This window comes from Dyadobacter sp. CY351 (genome assembly GCF_021502625.1).
Lineage (GTDB): Bacteria > Bacteroidota > Bacteroidia > Cytophagales > Spirosomataceae > Dyadobacter > Dyadobacter chenhuakuii.
In genome coordinates this window covers 247,944-264,529 of the sequence record NZ_JAKFFU010000001.1, presented here as the reverse complement: position 1 = coordinate 264,529, position 16,586 = coordinate 247,944, and the positions used below count along the sequence as shown (strand labels likewise).

Sequence of the window (16,586 nt, the reverse complement as noted above, 5' to 3'; positions counted from 1 at the left end):
GATACTGAGCCTCTTTTTAAATTATGATTTTGAACTTAGAAAATTAGGGCTGAACGGCTGTACGAGGGCCGGTTAATTAGAAAATTGGGTAATGTTTACCCAAAGTATGGAGTTACAGTACAAACAAACATCATTTTAAAACTCGCTATAATCCTATTTTTGCTGTAATATCAAAAGACTTGCGGTCCATGAACAAAAGCTTTTGATAACCTTTAACCGAATAACCGGAAACTTCAAAGAGATTATTCCGTCTGCTAGATGTCAGTTCAATAAGCTTTTCTGAACTATATATTCGGTTTTCAGAACGCAGCAGTGCTTTTACCAACACAGGTTGCTGCGTAGCGCTATCCACTTTGATCATCAGATAACGCACTGGTAAATTCTCTCCTTCCCTGATTTTATATTCGTAAACAGACGAATCACTCCGGGTCATCGAATAGCTTTTATTATATGCTGGCTTATTAATGTCGGCTTGCGCGAACAGTTCCAGCTCCTTTTTCCAGTTCGTCTCGATTCCAACGCGCAGTTCTTTTTTCCCGTCCAGCTGAACAGTCTTGGCCACCTTCGGCTTCTTCTCGTTCAGATAAACGATTTGGTTTTCTACAAAGCCTTTAAGGTCATAATATGCCTTCTTTTCGCTCGGATCCGTGACAGATTCCCGGCAAGCGCTTAACATTGTCAGGCACATGAAGATATACAGGAAGCTGCTTTTAAGGAACACCGGGCGGCCAGAAGAGTGTATTGATATGAAATGCATTGGTAATGTTGACTTTATCAGGCAGAAGATCTAAAAAAACAGAGAGCCCAATGGACTCTCCGGTAAACAACATCATTATAGCTGGTTTAGTTTAGAGGATACTAACCCCTGTCATCTCAGCCGGCTTTGGAATTCCCATTAAGTCAAGAATTGTAGGTGCAATGTCGGCCAGCTTGCCGTCCTTTATCGGATTCTGATAATTATTATCGACCAATACGCAAGGCACCAGGTTCAATGAGTGGGCAGTATTGGGAGAGCCGTCGTCATTCAGCATATAGTCCGAATTTCCGTGATCGGCAATGATAATGGATGAATAACCATGGTTTAAACCAGTGGTAACAACAGCCTGCACACATTGATCAACGGTTTCGCATGCCTTAACCGCAGCTTCAAACACACCCGTATGTCCAACCATATCCGGGTTTGCAAAGTTAAGGCAAACAAAATCCACCTCTCCTTTTTCCAACTCAGGCACTATCGAGTCTCTGATGCCGAACGCCGACATTTCAGGTTGAAGGTCATAAGTCGCAACTTTTGGCGACTGGCAAAGTAGGCGGCTTTCACCCTCAAACGGCTTCTCGCGTCCGCCAGAGAAAAAGAATGTTACGTGCGGATATTTTTCCGTTTCAGCAATGCGGATCTGCTTTTTCCCCGCTGCTTCAAGCACTTCGCCTAATGTATTGTTGAGATTATCTTTATCAAAAATCACATCGACGCCCGTGTATGTATCATCATAATTGGTCATTGTGATGTATCTCAGGTTTAGCTTGTGCATATTCTGCTCATGAAAATCCTGTTGCGTCAGCACTTCTGTGATTTCGCGTCCGCGGTCGGTCCGGAAATTGAAACATAATACAACATCTCCATCTTCGATAACACCAATTGGCGTCCCGTCCGGATTTGTTGCAACGATAGGCATGATAAATTCGTCAGTAACGCCTGTCTCGTAGGAATCTTTGATTGCTTTTAATACATCACCAGATGCTACATGCGCACCTTCGCCATGCACCATTGCGTCATAAGCAAGCTTCACACGCTCCCAACGCTTGTCGCGGTCCATTGCATAATAACGACCGGTTACGCTTGCAATTCTGCCAGTTGTCTGATCCAATGTTTGTTGAAGCTCTGTTAAAAAGCCTAAACCACTCTTCGGATCGCAGTCACGGCCGTCTGTAAATGCATGCACAAAGACGTTTGTCAAACCTCTGTCGGCAGCGATTTTGACAAGTCCTTTTAAATGATCGATGTGTGAGTGAACGCCTCCATCGGAAACCAAACCGATGAAATGCACTTTTTTGTTATTTGCTTTGGCAAAATCCAAAGCATTGGTAAGGACAGGTTCCTGACCTAATGTTCCTTCGGTAACAGCCAGGTTAATCTTTACCAGATCCTGATAAACGACACGTCCTGCTCCAAGATTGGTATGTCCTACTTCTGAATTTCCCATCTGTCCGTCGGGAAGCCCCACAGCCAGTCCGCTTGCAGCAAGTTTGCTATGCGGATATTTCTGCATAATGCTGTCGTAAAAAGGAGTGTTGGCAGCTAAAACAGCGGAACGGCTCTCTTCGCCAGGTTGGGCAATTCCCCAGCCGTCCATGATTATAAGAATTACTTTTTTGCTCAATGTCTTAGAAATTAAATATTAACACGCAATGGCCAATGGCGGGCTTACTCGCTTTTTTTGCCTTCGACCGGCTGATTTTTCTCGTCAACGATTACATATACTTCCTCGTTGGGCTTGCGCATCATGAAATTTTCACGCGCCCATTTTTCAAGCATTTTGGGATTACCAAAAACCTCATTTCGCTCCTTCTTAACTTCTTTGATCTTTCCCAACAAAATACCCTTTTCGTGTTCCAGTTCTTTCATTTTCATCCGGTTGGAGATCACGATCCGCATATTGTTATTGTCAAGGAAAAGGATCCAGACGAACCACGCCAGAAATGTGGCTATATAAAAGTTTTTTAGCGTCTGGAGCGACCAGAATGATCCTTTTTTCATAATGAAAGCGAGTGTATATACAAAAACCGGAGCATTAAGCTCCGGTTTTGATTAATGATATCAGAATTTCAATCCTGGGAAGTAAGCGTTTTCACCAAGCTCTTCTTCAATGCGAAGCAGCTGGTTGTATTTCGCCATACGGTCAGAGCGGGAAGCAGATCCCGTTTTGATCTGTCCTGTGTTCAATGCAACTGCAAGGTCAGCAATTGTTGAATCTTCCGTTTCACCTGAGCGGTGGGACATAATGCTCTTATAACTGTTGCGTTTTGCGAGGTTAACCGTGTCAATCGTCTCAGTCAATGAACCGATCTGGTTTACCTTCACAAGGACTGCATTTGCAATTTGTGATTCTATTCCTTGTTGCAGACGGGTTACGTTTGTCACGAACAAATCGTCACCTACCAATTGGATTTTCTTGCCAACCGATTGCGTAAGTGTTGCCCAGCCAGCCCAGTCGTCTTCGTCCATTCCATCTTCGATTGAAATGATCGGATATTTAGCAACCCACTGTGTCCAGTAGTCAGCCATTTCATCCGAGCTTAGTTTGCGACCATCTGATTTTTTGAAGTGGTACAATCCATCTTCGTAGAATTCAGAAACGGCAGCATCCATTGCGATGAAGATGTCTTCACCTGGCTTGTAACCTGCTTTCTCGATCGCCTGAATTACGATTTCGATCGCTTCTTCATTTGATTTAATGTTTGGAGCAAATCCACCTTCGTCACCTACGTTGGTAGAATATCCTTTGCTTTTCAAAACTGTTTTAAGCGTATGGAAAACCTCAACGCCCATTCTCAATGATTGCGAGAATGTATCTGCTTTCGCAGGCATGATCATGAATTCCTGGAAATCGATAGAATTGTCCGCGTGGCTTCCACCATTCAGAATGTTCATCATCGGAACCGGCAATGTGTTCGCGTTCGTTCCGCCCACGTAACGATATAATGGAAGGTTTGCTTCTTGTGCAGCAGCCTTGGCAGCAGCCAGAGAAACACCCAGAATTGCGTTCGCGCCCAATTTCGCTTTGTTAGGCGTTCCGTCCAATTCCAGCATGATTTTATCAATCAGATTTTGCTCAAAAACTGAACAACCGATCAACTCAGGGAAAATAATATCGTTGACATTCTCAACGGCTTTCAAAACTCCTTTTCCTACGTAAACGCTTTTATCGTCATCACGAAGTTCAACGGCCTCATGCTTTCCGGTAGAAGCTCCAGACGGAACAGCAGCACGTCCTAAATAGCCATTTTCAGTACGAATATCTACTTCTATTGTTGGGTTTCCTCTTGAATCCAGAATTTGTCTTGCATGTACTGATTGAATCGTACTCATTTGCAGCTTGTGGTTTTGATTTAAAATTGAATTTTTTAACGGTACAAAATAACACAAAAAATCCTCTGCATTACAGAGGATTTCGATATTTTCAGCTCGCTCTTAACAATTTGATAAATTCATCAAACAGATAGCGCGAATCATGCGGACCTGGCGATGCCTCAGGGTGATATTGAACTGAGAACGCAGGATAATCCTTTCTGCGAATTCCTTCAATTGTTTTATCATTCAAATTCACGTGCGTGATTTCAATATCAGGATGGTTTTCAATCTCATCCGGATTAACCGCGAAACCATGATTTTGCGAAGTGATTTCGCATAATCCGGTGATCAGGTTTTTCACCGGGTGGTTCAACCCGCGGTGGCCGTGGTGCATTTTATATGTGTTAATCCCGCTTGACAATGCTAGCAGCTGATGTCCCAGGCAAATTCCGAACAAAGGCTTGCTGGTTTTGATCATCTGGTTGACACTTTCCACTGCGTAAAGCATTGCAGCCGGGTCGCCAGGGCCGTTGGATATGAAGAATCCGTCGGGCTGCCAAGCCATTACTTCCTCAAAAGGCGTCTTTGCAGGGAAAACTTTGCAGTAACATCCGCGTGAGGTCAGGTTTTTCAGAATGCTTTTCTTGATTCCGTAATCCATAACCGCAATCCGGAATTGGCTGCCGGTTTCCTCTCCTACGTAGTAAGCGCTTTCTGTCGTTACTTCGGATGACAATTCGAGGCCATCCATTGAAGGGATTTTTTTCAATTCGGCCATTAATTCCTTTTCATCCAGGATTTCGGAAGAAATGATCGCATTCATTACGCCTCTTTGTCTCACGTGGCGCACAATGTGTCTTGTGTCTACGTTACTTACGCCCACGATGTTGGCACGTTCAAAATACTCCTGCAATGAGAAATCAGCAGTGTCTCTGGAATAGATTGGGGAGAATGTGTTACAAACCATCCCGCGGATCTTCACCGAAGCCGATTCTTCCTCGTCTTCCAGCTGAACCCCGTAATTGCCGATGTGAGAGTTGGTGTTAACAATGATTTGACCATAGTAGGAAGGATCGGTATAAATTTCCTGATATCCTGTCATACCTGTATTAAAACAAATTTCCCCGCCGGTGGTCCCGCTTATTCCCAAAGCAAGTCCTCTATAAGCTGTCCCGTCTTCAAGTAATAACAGAGCTTCCTTTTTTTGACCCATTTTATTGCTAAATCTATTGTTTGTCAAATGTTGTTGAGCGAATTGCCCGGGTATTTTTAAACTGCGGTGCAAAATTATAAAATTTTACCCATAAAAAAGGGTTAAACGAAACGTTCAACCCTTTTCCATATATTCTTAATGATTATCCAAAACTATTCCTTTTCAGTAGTAGGTGCTGGTGAATCATTGTTTTCAGCTGTTTCGTCAGCAGCAGGCTCGTCATTTACGGGTTCTGCTTCTGCAACCACAGGATGATCTTCTTTTTTAACAGGAGCAGCTGCTGCTACTTCTGAACCTTCTTTCTTCGCTCCACCTCTTCTGCTACGTCTTGTTTTTGCAGGTTTGTCAGCATTAGCAAGAAGCAATGCGTCGTTGAAATCTACAAGTTCAATCAGTGCCGTTTCGGCAGCATCACCAAGTCTGTTTCCAAGCTTAATGATCCTTGTGTAACCACCTGGGCGAGATGCAATTTTGTCAGAAACAACACCGAAAAGTTCTTTTGTTGATTCTTTATCATTCAGATAAGAGAAAACAACTCTTCTGTTGTGGGTAGAATCTTCTTTGGCGCGGGTTAGCAAGGGCTCAACGTATTTACGAAGTTCTTTTGCTTTCGCTAATGTTGTTTCAATTCTCTTGTGGATAATCAATGAAGAAGCCATGTTTGAAAGCATCGCCTTGCGGTGAGATGCTGTTCTTCCCAAATGATTATCTTTCTTACCGTGTCTCATTGTTTTGTTGTTTAGTTGCTTCGAGCGGCGGCTAGCGCGCTACAGAATACAGACTTATTATGGAATTATTTATCAATCTTCGTCCAAACGGTATTTGGCAACATCCATTCCAAATGTGAGTTGTTTGTCAGCAACAAGCTGTTCCAACTCAGTAAGAGATTTTTTACCAAAATTGCGGAATTTCATCATGTCTGAAATTTCAAGTCTAACCAGATCACCCAGTGATTTTACGTCAGCTGATTTCAAACAGTTGTAAGCACGTACAGAAAGGTCCAGCTCAGACAATGAAGTCTTAAGCAGTTTTCTCATACGCAACATTTCTTCATCCACCTGATTGTCTTCTTCTGCTTTCTGCTTCTCAAACGTCATTGTTTGATCAGAGAACAACATAAAGTGTTGAATCAAAATGTTTGCAGCACCTTTCAATGCATCCTCCGGGTGGATAGAACCATCTGTCTGGATATCGATCAAAAGACGCTCGTAATCGGTACGTTGTTCTACACGTGTATTTTCAACACTGTATTTAACGTTTTTAATTGGCGTATAAATAGAATCCACTGCGATGTATCCGAACGGCAACTCGTTTGCACGTGGCTCATCAGCAGGAACGTATCCTCTTCCTTTGTCCAAAAGCAGTTCCATTTCGAACTCTTTCTGGTCATCAATATGGCAAATAACCTGATCCGGGTTTAAAACTTCAAATGCGTTGGTAAACTTGCCAATGTCGCCGGCTGTGATAACGGATACATTTTTAAGGTTTACAACGATTCTGCTTTCGTTCAGATCAGAAACTTTTTTAAAACGAACCATTTTAAGGTTCAGGATGATTTCTGTTACATCCTCAACTATACCTTCGATAGAAGAAAATTCATGAAGAACACCAGGGAACTTCACGCTCGTAATGGCATAACCCTCCAAAGATGAAAGAAGTATTCTACGTAATGCATTACCAATGGTTACGCCGTACCCTTTCTCTAAAGGCTTAAACTCAAACAACCCGTGAAAGTCGTCTGCTTTTTCCATGACGACCTTATCAGGCATTTGGAAAGCTAATATTGACATAGTCCTTGCTCCTTTTATAGTAGTAAATGATAGTTGATCACGCTACCGTTACCTTTGCGATCGCAAAATTGCCGTTACCGGCTAAAAGCACGCCTGGTAAACTAGGCGTGCTGTAATATGAAGATTATTTAGAATACAATTCAACGATAAGCTGCTCGTTGATGTTTTCCGGGATTTGCTCGCGTTCCGGGAAGGTTACAAACTTACCTGTCAATTGCTGACCATCCCACTCCAACCAGTTGAATCCTTTTGAGCTGTGACCAGCAAGGCTTTCTGAAACTGATTCAAGAGACTTGGATTTCTCACGAACTGTAACGATTTGTCCAGGACGAAGAGAATAAGAAGGGATGTTTACAATTTCACCATCAACAAGGATATGTTTGTGGGAAACCAGCTGGCGTGCAGCACGTCTGGTTGGAGCGATGCCCAAGCGGTAAACTGTGTTATCAAGACGAGCTTCGCAGTATTTCAACAGGTTTTCACCAGTGATACCTTCTTTAACCGAAGCTTTTTCAAATAGGTTACGGAATTGTCTTTCAAGAATACCGTAGATGAATTTTACCTTCTGCTTTTCCATCAATTGCAAAGCATACTCTGATTTCTTAGAGCGGCGACCCTTACCATGAACTCCTGGAGGGTAATTTTTCTTAGCAAGCGCTTTGCTCGGGCCCATGATGGGTTCTCCGTAACGTCTTGCAATCTTAGATTTGGGACCTGTATAACGTGCCATTAAAAACTTGTTGTTTTACTTAATTGATTAAAAACCATTCTGTAACCCCAGTGTCCAAATTACGAATGGGCATTCTAATTGAATACTATACTCTCCGACGTTTTGGAGGACGGCAACCATTGTGTGGAAGCGGAGTAATATCTCTGATCGTGGTTACCTCTATTCCAGCATTCTGGATGGTACGGATTGCAGACTCGCGGCCTGATCCCGGTCCTTTAACAAACACCTCAGCTTTACGCATTCCCAGGTCGAAAGCAACCTGAGCACAGCTTTGAGCAGCTGTTTGCGCAGCATACGGAGTGTTCTTTTTAGAACCACGGAAGCCCATCTTACCGGCAGATCCCCAGGAAATTACCTGGCCGTTGTTATTTGTGATAGAGATGATAATGTTGTTGAAAGAAGCCTTGATGTGTACCTGACCCACCGACTCTACAACTACAACTCTCTTTTTAGCTTTATCTTTTCTTTTATTTTGTGCCATTGCTTATGGATAGAAATGTGGTTTTACCCACTGCTCACTGATTATTTAGTAGCCTTTTTCTTGTTCGCGATTGTTTTGCGTTTACCCTTACGAGTACGAGAGTTGTTCTTTGTCCTTTGTCCGCGCAATGGTAAACCTTTACGGTGACGAAGACCTCTGTAACAAGCGATATCCATTAAGCGCTTAATGCTCAGTTGAACTTCTGACTTAAGTGCACCTTCTACTTTATATTCACCTGCTATAACCGCGCGAACTGCACCTGACTCATCATCATTCCAGTCAATCACCTTTTTATTGATGTCAACTCCTGCTTTTTCGAGAATTTTTTTCGCTGAACTGCGTCCAATTCCGAAGATATAAGTTAGTGAGATTTCGCCCCTTTTACGGTCGGGAATATCAACTCCTGAAATACGTGCCATAATGATTAACCTTGTCTTTGTTTATACCGTGGGTTCTTCTTGTTAATAACATACACTTTACCCTTTCGGCGTATAACCTTGCAGTCCTCACTGCGTTTCTTTACTGATGCTTTGACTTTCATCTCGAATGTTACTTGTTGTTAATAATGAGGTGATCTTCTCCTTATTTGTACCGGTAAGTAATTCTTGCCTTTGATAAGTCGTAAGGAGACATTTCCAACTTAACACGGTCGCCCGGTAATATCTTTATATAGTGCATTCTCATCTTTCCTGAAATGTGTGCAATAACTTCATGCTTATTCTCTAAAATTACACGAAACATTGCATTGGAAAGCGCTTCTAAAATTACTCCGTCTTGTTCGATTGATGCTTGTTTTGCCATTCGTAGCGTTAATTACATTACTTCAACCATAAGGCTGGTGTTGGCCGTCACTTTTTCTATATAATCGAATGTTGTCAGAATTTCGGCTTTGCCTTTGCGTACAACAACCGTATGCTCAAAATGAGCTGAATATTTTCTGTCACTTGTTCTGATTGTCCATCCATCCCGCTCTTGCATTACCGTCTTTACGCCTAAATTAATCATAGGCTCAATCGCAAGAACCATTCCTTCTTTCAATCTGATACCTTTGCCTCGTTTTCCATAGTTAGGCACTTCCGGACTTTCGTGAAGATCCCTTCCCACACCATGCCCTACTAATTCCCGGACAACCGTATATCCTCTTTCCTCCACATAATTTTGCACTGCAAAACCTACATCACCTATCCTAAGTCCGTCGACCGCTTGCTCAATGCCTTTGTATAACGACTTTTTTGTAGCCGTCAACAATTTCATAACTTCCGGCCTTACCTCACCCACAGGATAAGTATAAGCGCTATCACTATGAAATCCATTTAATTTAACTCCGCAATCAATCGAAACGATATCTCCTTCTTTCAATGCATAATTTCCAGGTATGCCGTGAACAACGACTTCATTAACCGATATGCAAAGTGACGCTGGAAACTTATTAAATCCCTTAAAAGAAGGGATGCCACCATTATCTCTGATATATTCCTCTGCTACCCCATCGAGTTTATTTGTTGTTACACCCGGCTTAACCCATAATGCAACCTCAGCATGCGCTTTACCTAAAACCTGCGCACTCTGTTTAATTAACTCAATCTCCTCCTCCGTTTTTAAATAAATCATTGCAATATCAGATGGCGACGCTCTCAGTTCTGCCAGTTACACGACCGGATTTCATCAATCCTTCGTATCTGCGCATCAAAAGATAACTTTCAATTTGTTGAAGCGTATCCAAAACAACGCCAACCATAATAAGCAAGGATGTTCCTCCGAAGAAGTGGGCAAAGTCAGTCGAAACTCCTAACAAACTTGCGAATGCCGGCAATATCGCAACAAGAGCAAGCATTAAAGAGCCTGGAAATGTAATCCTATCGAGTATCGAACTAATGTATTCCGATGTCTGCTGACCCGGTTTTACCCCAGGAATAAATCCACCACCTCTTTTCATATCATCAGCAATCTGCTGCGGATTTACCGATATCGCAGTATAAAAAAACGTAAATACAATGATCAAAAACGCAAACAGCAAGTTGTATTGCCAAGTCGTATAGTTTGCAAAAATCGTAGCAACATTACTGGCGAAGTCACTCTTCTCAGCAAAGTATGACGCTCCTAATGAAGGAATAAACATCAACGCTTGTGCAAAAATAATCGGCATTACACCAGCTGCGTTCAATTTCAAAGGCAAATACTGACGTTGTCCACCCATTACACGGCTACCAACGACTTGCTTTGCATACTGAATAGGTATTCTGCGAACCGCCTGGGTTAGCATTACGGCACCCATGATCACAAAATAAAGCGCAACAATTTCAAGTACAGTGATCAAAATTCCACCGCTACCACGAGATACAAACTCTTTGTATATCGCGCCTGGAAATCTTGAAACAATCCCGATCATAATCAGCATAGATATACCATTACCGATCCCTTTATCGGTAATTCTCTCGCCCAGCCACATGCAGAACATTGTCCCCGCAGTCAAAACGAATACAGATGAAATAGAGAAAAGGCTTCGTGAAACCAATAATGCCTCATCAGGAACAGTAGTATTCAAATAAGCAGTCCCCTGAACCAATGTAACCACAATTGTCAGCACTCTGGTAATCTGGTTCAACTTCTTACGACCAGATTCTCCCTCCTTTTGCATCTTTTGAAAATATGGCAAAGCCATTGTCAAAAGTTGAATTGCAATAGAAGCCGAGATATAGGGCATAATACCCAATGCAAAAATCGAGGCCTTACTGAACGCACCCCCTAAAAAGGTATCCAGAAGGCCTAAAAGTCCCTGAGTGGAAACATTCATTTGATCCGGTTCAACGCCGGGCAAAGCCACGTAAGACCCCAAACGGAAAATCGTTATAAACAAAAGAGTGTTGAGAATTCGCGTTCTCAACTCTTCAATTGCAAATATGTGTTTTATAGTCTCTAAAAATCGTTTCATGTCGTGGGCTTACAATAGCTATTTGTTATAAACAACTTGTGCTTAATGCAAACAGCAAAATTATAGTTTAACCGCTTTGCCTCCTGCCTTTTCAATCGACTCAATTGCAGCCACAGAAAAACCATTTGCCTGAACTTCGACAGCCGCTGAAATTTCGCCTCTATTCAAAATCTTCACAAGGTCTTTCTTTGCACACAAACCGTTTTCACGAATAAGGTCCAAAGTGATTACAGAAGCATTCGTTTTCTCTGCAAGAGCCTGAATAGCGTCCAGATTAAGCGCTTTGAATTCAACTCTGTTAATGTTGTTGAACCCGAATTTAGGCAGACGTCTTTGAAGAGGCATTTGCCCTCCTTCAAAACCAACCTTACGGCTATATCCAGAACGTGATTGTGCTCCTTTATGTCCACGTGCAGCTGTTCCACCTTTTCCAGATCCCTGACCACGTCCAACACGCTTTCCTGTTTTTACAGATCCAGCAGCTGGTTTTAATGAACTAAGATTCATACTTGAAATATATGTTAGATTTCCTCTACTTTAATTAGATGGCTTACCTTACGGATCATACCCGCTATGGCGTCGCTATTTTCCTTCTCAACCGTTCTGTTCAACTTACCAAGACCTAAGGCTTTAATGGTAAGCTTTTGTCTTTCGGGACGATCGATTGTGCTTTTTACTTGTGTAATACGTACTTTTGACATGATCACTCAGAGATAAGGGAATAATCCGGAGGACTATCCGTTGAATACTTTGTCCAATTTAACACCGCGCTGAAAAGCAACCTGATGAGGAGCTCTCATTTTCAATAAAGCATCGATTGTTGCCTTAATTACGTTGTGAGGATTTGAAGATCCTTTAGACTTAGCAAGTACATCTTTGATCCCGGCACTTTCAAGTACCGCACGCATTGGTCCACCAGCAAGAACTCCTGTTCCAGGTGCAGCTGGCTTGATCAATACAAAACCTCCGCTGAATTTACCTTCCATCTGGTGAGGAACAGTATGTTTAAGCATTGGAACTTGAATTAGATTCTTCTTAGCGTCATCAATGCCCTTGGCGATTGCATCCGTAACTTCGTTTGCTTTGCCAAGTCCGTATCCTACAACACCGTTTCCATCACCCACAACGACGATAGCCGAAAAGCTAAAACGACGACCACCCTTTACTACTTTTGCTACCCGATTGATCGCAACTACGCGCTCTTTCAAGTCCGATTCGTTAACCTTTGAAGGTTTTGTATTTGTAGACATAGTCTTTGTTATACTTAGAATTTCAGGCCACCCTCACGAGCTCCTTCGGCCAATGCTTTTACTTTACCATGATACAAATATCCGTTTCTGTCAAAAACAACAGTCTGGACACCTGCTTCTTGTGCCTTTTCAGCAATCTTCTTACCAACCTGGAGAGCAGTGTCAACGTTAGCGTTTTCCTTTCTTCCACCAAGGTCTACTGATGAAGCGCTCGCGAGCGTTACACCATTTATATCATCTATAATTTGCGCATAAATGCTGGTGTTAGAGCGGAAGACTGATAATCTCGGACGCTCAGAACTACCTTTCACTTTCTTACGAATGTGATATTTAAGGCGTTGTCTTCTATCTGCTTTTGCGGTAGCCATTTTCAAACTTGTCTTACTTGTTTATAAACTAATTCCGTGACTTACTACTTTTTAGAAGCAGATTTTCCAGCCTTACGACGAACAACCTCACCGACAAAACGAATACCTTTTCCTTTGTAAGGTTCAACCTTACGCAATGATTTGATTTTCGCTGCAACCGATCCTATCAGTTCCTTGTCAATTCCTTCTAAAATAACCTTGGGATTTTGTCCCTTTTCGGAAGTCGTTGTAAGCTTGATCTCTTCCGGAATAGCCATAAAAATATTGTGAGAATAACCCAATTGCAATTCCAGCACATTGTTTGCTGCACTTGCCTTGTAACCCACACCAATAATCTCTAACTCTTTCTTATATCCGGCATCTACTCCGATCACCATGTTGTTGATCAAAGATCTGTACAAGCCGTGCAGTGCTTTGTGACGCTTCTGCTCAGTTGGACGACTTACTTTAAGTTCACTACCTTCAATCTCAACGCTGATATCGCTATCAACTGTCTGATGCAGTGTACCCTTTGGTCCTTTTACTGATACTACATTACCTTCTGCAACTGATACAGAAACACCTGCCGGCAAAACGATAATTTTATTTCCTATACGTGACATTTCCTGAATAACTTTTAAATATTAATACACGAAACATAACACTTCCCCGCCAACATTAAGCGTCTTAGCCTCCTTGTCAGTCATTACACCCTTAGATGTTGAAATGATGACAGTTCCTAAACCACCCAATACGCGTGGTAATGTTGATGAACCTGAATATTTACGAAGTCCAGGCTTACTAACCCTCTCCAATTTCACAATTGCAGATTGCTTTGTCACAGGATTGTATTTCAAAGCTATTTTGATTACACCCTGAGGGCCTACTTCGTCAAATTTATAACTCTGAATATACCCTTTATCAAAAAGTACCTTAGTTATTTCTTTTTTAATGTTGGATGCAGGTATCTCAACAACCCTGTGCTTCGCTTTGATAGCGTTTCTGAGTCTCGTCAGATAATCTGCTATGGGATCCGTTAACATTTTTATGCCTAGTTTAAACACCCCTTTAAAACGGGAGTGCAAAGTTAAGTAATTGAAATCAGAATTGAAAGTATTCTTACCAACTTGATTTTGTAACACCCGGAATCTTGCCGTCAGAAGCCATATCCCGGAAACAAACTCTGGAAATTCCGAATTTCCGCATATAACCCCGAGGCCTTCCCGTGATTTTGCACCTGTTATGCAAACGTACAGGAGAAGAGTTACGTGGTAATTTATCTAAACCAACCCAATCACCAGCAGCTTTCAATTTCGTCCGCTTTTCAGCAAACCTAGCTACTAAGGCTTCTCTTTTTCTCTCCCGTGCTTTAACTGATTCTTTTGCCATTGTCGGTAAATATCTTATATTAAGAATTATCCTTGTTTGTTCGCATTTGTAAATGGCATACCCAATGCCTTCAACAACTCATAACTTTCTTCGTCAGAATTGGTAGAAGTGACAAATGTGATATCCATACCGGTAATTTTATTTACCTTTTCTATACTAATCTCAGGAAAAATGATTTGCTCTTTAACACCGAATGTATAATTTCCGCGTCCGTCAAATCCTTTGTCACTGATACCTTTGAAGTCTCTAACCCGAGGCATTGCAATTGCTGTCAAACGATCAAGAAACTCATACATACGATCGCCACGAAGTGTAACCTTTGCTCCAATCGGCATGTTTTCACGCAACTTGAAGTTCGAAACCGCTTTCTTGGAAATTGTTGCGATTGCTTTTTGACCAGTGATCTGGCTCAATTCCTCAACACCAGTGTCAACCAGCTTTTTGTCTGCTACTGCCGCTCCAATTCCTTTGTTAATAACAATCTTTGTCAAACGAGGAACTTGCATCACTGACTTGTACTGAAATTTATCTTTCAGTTGCGAAACAACTTCGCTTACATACTTTTCTTTTAATCTCGGCTGTGCCATCTTTTTGAAGATATTATTGTGGATTACCGACCCACCGTTTATATTCTATTCCAGGTTCAATACGAACAGGGAATTACAAAATATTTCCTGTCTTTTTAGAAAAACGCTGAAGTTTTCCTTTTTCATCAGCCTTGCGACCAGTTCTGGTTGCTTCGCCAGTTTTAGGATCAACTACCATCAGGTTACTGATGTGAATTGCACCTTCACGCTTTTCAATGCTTCCTTGTGGAGTTTGTGCATTAGGCTTAACATGCTTTGTAATCATGTTTACCCCTTCCACAACAGCTCTAAGCTTTTCAATATCCACTTTCTTGATAACACCAGTCTCGCCTTTTGCATTGCCTGAGATTACCTTAACAGTATCTCCAGTGCGAATGTGCAACTTAGCTGGTGCTTTTTTATTTTTGCTTTCCATTTTAGATATTCTCTTATCAGTTCAAAGAAATACTAGAGTTTCGATTTCTTACAACACCTCAGGTGCCAATGAAACGATCTTCATAAATTGCTTTTCACGCAATTCACGTGCAACCGGTCCAAAGATACGAGTACCACGTGGCTCGTCGTTGTTGTTTAACAAAACAGCTGCGTTATCTTCAAATCTGATGTAGGTTCCATCTTTACGGCGTACTTCTTTTTTTGTACGAACCACAACGGCTTTTGAAACCGTTCCTTTTTTCATATTGCTCGAAGAAAGAGCTGATTTTACTGTTACGACGATTTTATCGCCTACTGAGGCATAGCGTTTGCCAGTTCCGCCAAGTACACGAATTACGAGTACTTCCTTCGCTCCACTGTTGTCTGCTACCGACAGTCTTGATTCTTGCTGTACCATTGTTACTTAGCTCTTTCAAGGATTTCTACTAATCTCCAACGCTTACTTTTACTAAGCGGACGTGTTTCCATCACGCGGATCGTATCACCGATACCTACCTGATTGGTTTCGTCATGCACCATAAGCTTGGTAGTTTTAGTCATAAACTTACCATACTTGGCATGCTTCACTTTACGCTCCACAGTGATCACGCAGGATTTCTCCATTTTGTTGCTCACTACTTTGCCAACTCTTTCTTTACGTAAATTTCTTTCTGTTGCCTCCATAATTTCTAAACTGATTTACTGTTGGTTACTTTTAGCCGACAGCTCGGTTAAGAGTTTTGCAATTTCCTTACGCGAGGTACGAATACGCAAAGGGTTTTCGATTGGTGAAATCGCATGTGCGAACTTCAACCGTAACAAGCGCTCCCGCTCCTGGGCGATCTGCTCTTTAAGTTGATCCTGCGACAGATCCTTTATTTCTTTACTAGTCATTGCTTTAAATAATTAGCGTTCTTAATAACATTCGGGTTAATTCGCTTCTTGATAATCCCGACGTACCACGAACTTGGTTTTGATTGGCAACTTTTGTGCAGCCAAACGCAATGCTTCGTTAGCGGTATCTAATGTAACACCAGTGGCTTCGAAGATGATTGTTCCCGGCTTAACTGGTGCAACCCAATATTCAGGAGCTCCTTTACCTTTACCCATACGAACTTCCGCTGGCTTCTTAGTAATCGGCTTGTCAGGGAATACACGAATCCAAACCTGCCCTTCGCGTTTCATCGCACGGGTTACTGAAATACGTGCTGCCTCAATTTGACGTGCGGTTAACCAACCTGGCTCAAGCGCTTTGATAGCAAAAGAACCAAATGCGATTTCATGTCCGCGAGTAGCCAAACCATTGTATGAGCCCTTGCCTTTTTGTTGCTTGCGAAATTTTGTCCTTTTCGGCTGTAACATGATTTTAATCTATTTGACC

General features: G+C 42.0%; 27 protein-coding genes. All 27 read right to left on the bottom strand.

From position 1 onward, the window contains the following. Nucleotides 1–145: 145 nt before the first annotated feature. Nucleotides 146–757: a hypothetical protein gene (locus L0660_RS01100; protein WP_235156879.1), complete on the bottom strand. Its 612-nt coding sequence runs from the start codon at nucleotides 755–757 to the stop codon at nucleotides 146–148. A 91-nt stretch (nucleotides 758–848) separates the two neighbouring features. Further along, complete coding sequence (gene gpmI / locus L0660_RS01095; protein WP_235156878.1) at nucleotides 849–2,381, bottom strand: 2,3-bisphosphoglycerate-independent phosphoglycerate mutase; 1,533 nt, start codon at nucleotides 2,379–2,381, stop codon at nucleotides 849–851. A gap of 44 nt (nucleotides 2,382–2,425) precedes the next feature. Beyond that, nucleotides 2,426–2,758, bottom strand: coding sequence for a septum formation initiator family protein (locus tag L0660_RS01090; RefSeq protein ID WP_026631255.1), 333 nt, complete (start codon nucleotides 2,756–2,758; stop codon nucleotides 2,426–2,428). Between the two features lie 60 nt (nucleotides 2,759–2,818). Further along, nucleotides 2,819–4,090: a phosphopyruvate hydratase gene (gene eno, locus L0660_RS01085; protein ID WP_026631254.1), complete on the bottom strand. Its 1,272-nt coding sequence runs from the start codon at nucleotides 4,088–4,090 to the stop codon at nucleotides 2,819–2,821. A gap of 91 nt (nucleotides 4,091–4,181) precedes the next feature. Then, nucleotides 4,182–5,285 carry a glutamine-hydrolyzing carbamoyl-phosphate synthase small subunit gene (carA, locus tag L0660_RS01080; RefSeq protein WP_235156877.1) on the bottom strand — a complete coding sequence of 368 codons (1,104 nt, stop codon included), beginning with the start codon at nucleotides 5,283–5,285 and terminating at the stop codon, nucleotides 4,182–4,184. A 152-nt stretch (nucleotides 5,286–5,437) separates the two neighbouring features. Beyond that, nucleotides 5,438–6,013 (bottom strand): 50S ribosomal protein L17, encoded by a 576-nt coding sequence (rplQ, locus tag L0660_RS01075; RefSeq protein ID WP_233795152.1) that lies wholly within the window; start codon nucleotides 6,011–6,013, stop codon nucleotides 5,438–5,440. Between the two features lie 72 nt (nucleotides 6,014–6,085). Continuing rightward, complete coding sequence (locus tag L0660_RS01070; protein ID WP_026631251.1) at nucleotides 6,086–7,075, bottom strand: DNA-directed RNA polymerase subunit alpha; 990 nt, start codon at nucleotides 7,073–7,075, stop codon at nucleotides 6,086–6,088. A gap of 124 nt (nucleotides 7,076–7,199) precedes the next feature. Continuing rightward, a complete protein-coding gene (gene rpsD / locus L0660_RS01065; RefSeq protein ID WP_026631250.1) occupies nucleotides 7,200–7,805 on the bottom strand; it encodes a 30S ribosomal protein S4 in 606 nt (201 codons plus the stop codon). A gap of 85 nt (nucleotides 7,806–7,890) precedes the next feature. After that, entirely contained in the window at nucleotides 7,891–8,286 is a 396-nt protein-coding gene (gene rpsK, locus L0660_RS01060; protein ID WP_026631249.1) for a 30S ribosomal protein S11, read from the bottom strand. A gap of 41 nt (nucleotides 8,287–8,327) precedes the next feature. Continuing rightward, on the bottom strand, nucleotides 8,328–8,705 hold the full coding sequence (gene rpsM / locus L0660_RS01055; protein ID WP_233795151.1) for a 30S ribosomal protein S13: 378 nt from the start codon (nucleotides 8,703–8,705) through the stop codon (nucleotides 8,328–8,330). Nucleotides 8,706–8,710: 5 nt separating this feature from the next. Then, nucleotides 8,711–8,827, bottom strand: a complete 117-nt coding sequence (gene ykgO, locus L0660_RS01050; RefSeq protein ID WP_015813811.1) for a type B 50S ribosomal protein L36 — start codon at nucleotides 8,825–8,827, stop codon at nucleotides 8,711–8,713. 41 nt (nucleotides 8,828–8,868) lie between these two features. Further along, nucleotides 8,869–9,087 (bottom strand): translation initiation factor IF-1, encoded by a 219-nt coding sequence (infA, locus tag L0660_RS01045; RefSeq protein WP_026631247.1) that lies wholly within the window; start codon nucleotides 9,085–9,087, stop codon nucleotides 8,869–8,871. A 12-nt stretch (nucleotides 9,088–9,099) separates the two neighbouring features. Continuing rightward, complete coding sequence (map, locus tag L0660_RS01040; RefSeq protein ID WP_235156876.1) at nucleotides 9,100–9,897, bottom strand: type I methionyl aminopeptidase; 798 nt, start codon at nucleotides 9,895–9,897, stop codon at nucleotides 9,100–9,102. 7 nt (nucleotides 9,898–9,904) lie between these two features. Next, a complete protein-coding gene (secY, locus tag L0660_RS01035) occupies nucleotides 9,905–11,218 on the bottom strand; it encodes a preprotein translocase subunit SecY (protein ID WP_026631245.1) in 1,314 nt (437 codons plus the stop codon). 60 nt (nucleotides 11,219–11,278) lie between these two features. After that, nucleotides 11,279–11,725 (bottom strand): 50S ribosomal protein L15, encoded by a 447-nt coding sequence (gene rplO / locus L0660_RS01030; RefSeq protein WP_235156875.1) that lies wholly within the window; start codon nucleotides 11,723–11,725, stop codon nucleotides 11,279–11,281. A gap of 14 nt (nucleotides 11,726–11,739) precedes the next feature. Further along, nucleotides 11,740–11,919 (bottom strand): 50S ribosomal protein L30, encoded by a 180-nt coding sequence (rpmD, locus tag L0660_RS01025; protein ID WP_026631243.1) that lies wholly within the window; start codon nucleotides 11,917–11,919, stop codon nucleotides 11,740–11,742. Nucleotides 11,920–11,952: 33 nt separating this feature from the next. Then, on the bottom strand, nucleotides 11,953–12,468 hold the full coding sequence (gene rpsE / locus L0660_RS01020; RefSeq protein WP_026631242.1) for a 30S ribosomal protein S5: 516 nt from the start codon (nucleotides 12,466–12,468) through the stop codon (nucleotides 11,953–11,955). A gap of 14 nt (nucleotides 12,469–12,482) precedes the next feature. Further along, the gene (rplR, locus tag L0660_RS01015; RefSeq protein ID WP_233795149.1) at nucleotides 12,483–12,836 is read right to left on the bottom strand and encodes a 50S ribosomal protein L18; all 354 of its coding nucleotides are present in this window, start codon (nucleotides 12,834–12,836) and stop codon (nucleotides 12,483–12,485) included. A 44-nt stretch (nucleotides 12,837–12,880) separates the two neighbouring features. Continuing rightward, nucleotides 12,881–13,438 (bottom strand): 50S ribosomal protein L6, encoded by a 558-nt coding sequence (rplF, locus tag L0660_RS01010; RefSeq protein WP_026631240.1) that lies wholly within the window; start codon nucleotides 13,436–13,438, stop codon nucleotides 12,881–12,883. 21 nt (nucleotides 13,439–13,459) lie between these two features. Then, nucleotides 13,460–13,858, bottom strand: coding sequence for a 30S ribosomal protein S8 (gene rpsH / locus L0660_RS01005; protein WP_026350532.1), 399 nt, complete (start codon nucleotides 13,856–13,858; stop codon nucleotides 13,460–13,462). Between the two features lie 76 nt (nucleotides 13,859–13,934). Next, complete coding sequence (gene rpsN / locus L0660_RS01000) at nucleotides 13,935–14,204, bottom strand: 30S ribosomal protein S14 (protein ID WP_084439692.1); 270 nt, start codon at nucleotides 14,202–14,204, stop codon at nucleotides 13,935–13,937. A 26-nt stretch (nucleotides 14,205–14,230) separates the two neighbouring features. Next, the gene (gene rplE, locus L0660_RS00995) at nucleotides 14,231–14,791 is read right to left on the bottom strand and encodes a 50S ribosomal protein L5 (RefSeq protein ID WP_026631239.1); all 561 of its coding nucleotides are present in this window, start codon (nucleotides 14,789–14,791) and stop codon (nucleotides 14,231–14,233) included. A gap of 73 nt (nucleotides 14,792–14,864) precedes the next feature. Further along, the gene (gene rplX, locus L0660_RS00990) at nucleotides 14,865–15,206 is read right to left on the bottom strand and encodes a 50S ribosomal protein L24 (protein WP_235156874.1); all 342 of its coding nucleotides are present in this window, start codon (nucleotides 15,204–15,206) and stop codon (nucleotides 14,865–14,867) included. 48 nt (nucleotides 15,207–15,254) lie between these two features. Further along, nucleotides 15,255–15,623 carry a 50S ribosomal protein L14 gene (rplN, locus tag L0660_RS00985; RefSeq protein ID WP_026631237.1) on the bottom strand — a complete coding sequence of 123 codons (369 nt, stop codon included), beginning with the start codon at nucleotides 15,621–15,623 and terminating at the stop codon, nucleotides 15,255–15,257. A 2-nt stretch (nucleotides 15,624–15,625) separates the two neighbouring features. Then, on the bottom strand, nucleotides 15,626–15,889 hold the full coding sequence (gene rpsQ / locus L0660_RS00980; protein WP_026631236.1) for a 30S ribosomal protein S17: 264 nt from the start codon (nucleotides 15,887–15,889) through the stop codon (nucleotides 15,626–15,628). Nucleotides 15,890–15,904: 15 nt separating this feature from the next. Next, a complete protein-coding gene (gene rpmC, locus L0660_RS00975; protein ID WP_026631235.1) occupies nucleotides 15,905–16,099 on the bottom strand; it encodes a 50S ribosomal protein L29 in 195 nt (64 codons plus the stop codon). 36 nt (nucleotides 16,100–16,135) lie between these two features. Further along, nucleotides 16,136–16,567: a 50S ribosomal protein L16 gene (rplP, locus tag L0660_RS00970; RefSeq protein WP_026631234.1), complete on the bottom strand. Its 432-nt coding sequence runs from the start codon at nucleotides 16,565–16,567 to the stop codon at nucleotides 16,136–16,138. Between the last annotated feature and the right edge of the window lie 19 nt (nucleotides 16,568–16,586).

Excerpts from the sequence above, each read along its gene's own strand:
- rpsD (WP_026631250.1), bottom strand. The coding sequence starts at position 7,805 with ATGGCACGTTATACAGGTCCCAAATCTAAGATTGCAAGACGTTACGGA.
- rpsQ (WP_026631236.1), bottom strand. The coding sequence starts at position 15,889 with ATGGAGGCAACAGAAAGAAATTTACGTAAAGAAAGAGTTGGCAAAGTA.
- rplE (WP_026631239.1), bottom strand. The coding sequence starts at position 14,791 with ATGGCACAGCCGAGATTAAAAGAAAAGTATGTAAGCGAAGTTGTTTCG.
- rpmC (WP_026631235.1), bottom strand. The coding sequence starts at position 16,099 with ATGACTAGTAAAGAAATAAAGGATCTGTCGCAGGATCAACTTAAAGAG.
- L0660_RS01100 (WP_235156879.1), bottom strand. The coding sequence starts at position 757 with ATGCATTTCATATCAATACACTCTTCTGGCCGCCCGGTGTTCCTTAAA.
- carA (WP_235156877.1), bottom strand. The coding sequence starts at position 5,285 with ATGGGTCAAAAAAAGGAAGCTCTGTTATTACTTGAAGACGGGACAGCT.
- eno (WP_026631254.1), bottom strand. The coding sequence starts at position 4,090 with ATGAGTACGATTCAATCAGTACATGCAAGACAAATTCTGGATTCAAGA.
- infA (WP_026631247.1), bottom strand. The coding sequence starts at position 9,087 with ATGGCAAAACAAGCATCAATCGAACAAGACGGAGTAATTTTAGAAGCG.
- secY (WP_026631245.1), bottom strand. The coding sequence starts at position 11,218 with ATGAAACGATTTTTAGAGACTATAAAACACATATTTGCAATTGAAGAG.
- rpsE (WP_026631242.1), bottom strand. The coding sequence starts at position 12,468 with ATGTCTACAAATACAAAACCTTCAAAGGTTAACGAATCGGACTTGAAA.
- rpsH (WP_026350532.1), bottom strand. The coding sequence starts at position 13,858 with ATGTTAACGGATCCCATAGCAGATTATCTGACGAGACTCAGAAACGCT.
- rplN (WP_026631237.1), bottom strand. The coding sequence starts at position 15,623 with ATGGTACAGCAAGAATCAAGACTGTCGGTAGCAGACAACAGTGGAGCG.
- L0660_RS01090 (WP_026631255.1), bottom strand. The coding sequence starts at position 2,758 with ATGAAAAAAGGATCATTCTGGTCGCTCCAGACGCTAAAAAACTTTTAT.
- L0660_RS01070 (WP_026631251.1), bottom strand. The coding sequence starts at position 7,075 with ATGTCAATATTAGCTTTCCAAATGCCTGATAAGGTCGTCATGGAAAAA.
- rplQ (WP_233795152.1), bottom strand. The coding sequence starts at position 6,013 with ATGAGACACGGTAAGAAAGATAATCATTTGGGAAGAACAGCATCTCAC.
- rplR (WP_233795149.1), bottom strand. The coding sequence starts at position 12,836 with ATGGCTACCGCAAAAGCAGATAGAAGACAACGCCTTAAATATCACATT.
- rpsK (WP_026631249.1), bottom strand. The coding sequence starts at position 8,286 with ATGGCACAAAATAAAAGAAAAGATAAAGCTAAAAAGAGAGTTGTAGTT.
- map (WP_235156876.1), bottom strand. The coding sequence starts at position 9,897 with ATGATTTATTTAAAAACGGAGGAGGAGATTGAGTTAATTAAACAGAGT.
- rpsM (WP_233795151.1), bottom strand. The coding sequence starts at position 8,705 with ATGGCACGTATTTCAGGAGTTGATATTCCCGACCGTAAAAGGGGCGAA.
- rplO (WP_235156875.1), bottom strand. The coding sequence starts at position 11,725 with ATGAATCTTAGTTCATTAAAACCAGCTGCTGGATCTGTAAAAACAGGA.
- rplF (WP_026631240.1), bottom strand. The coding sequence starts at position 13,438 with ATGTCACGTATAGGAAATAAAATTATCGTTTTGCCGGCAGGTGTTTCT.
- ykgO (WP_015813811.1), bottom strand. The coding sequence starts at position 8,827 with ATGAAAGTCAAAGCATCAGTAAAGAAACGCAGTGAGGACTGCAAGGTT.
- rpsN (WP_084439692.1), bottom strand. The coding sequence starts at position 14,204 with ATGGCAAAAGAATCAGTTAAAGCACGGGAGAGAAAAAGAGAAGCCTTA.
- rplX (WP_235156874.1), bottom strand. The coding sequence starts at position 15,206 with ATGGAAAGCAAAAATAAAAAAGCACCAGCTAAGTTGCACATTCGCACT.
- rpmD (WP_026631243.1), bottom strand. The coding sequence starts at position 11,919 with ATGTCAAAAGTACGTATTACACAAGTAAAAAGCACAATCGATCGTCCC.
- rplP (WP_026631234.1), bottom strand. The coding sequence starts at position 16,567 with ATGTTACAGCCGAAAAGGACAAAATTTCGCAAGCAACAAAAAGGCAAG.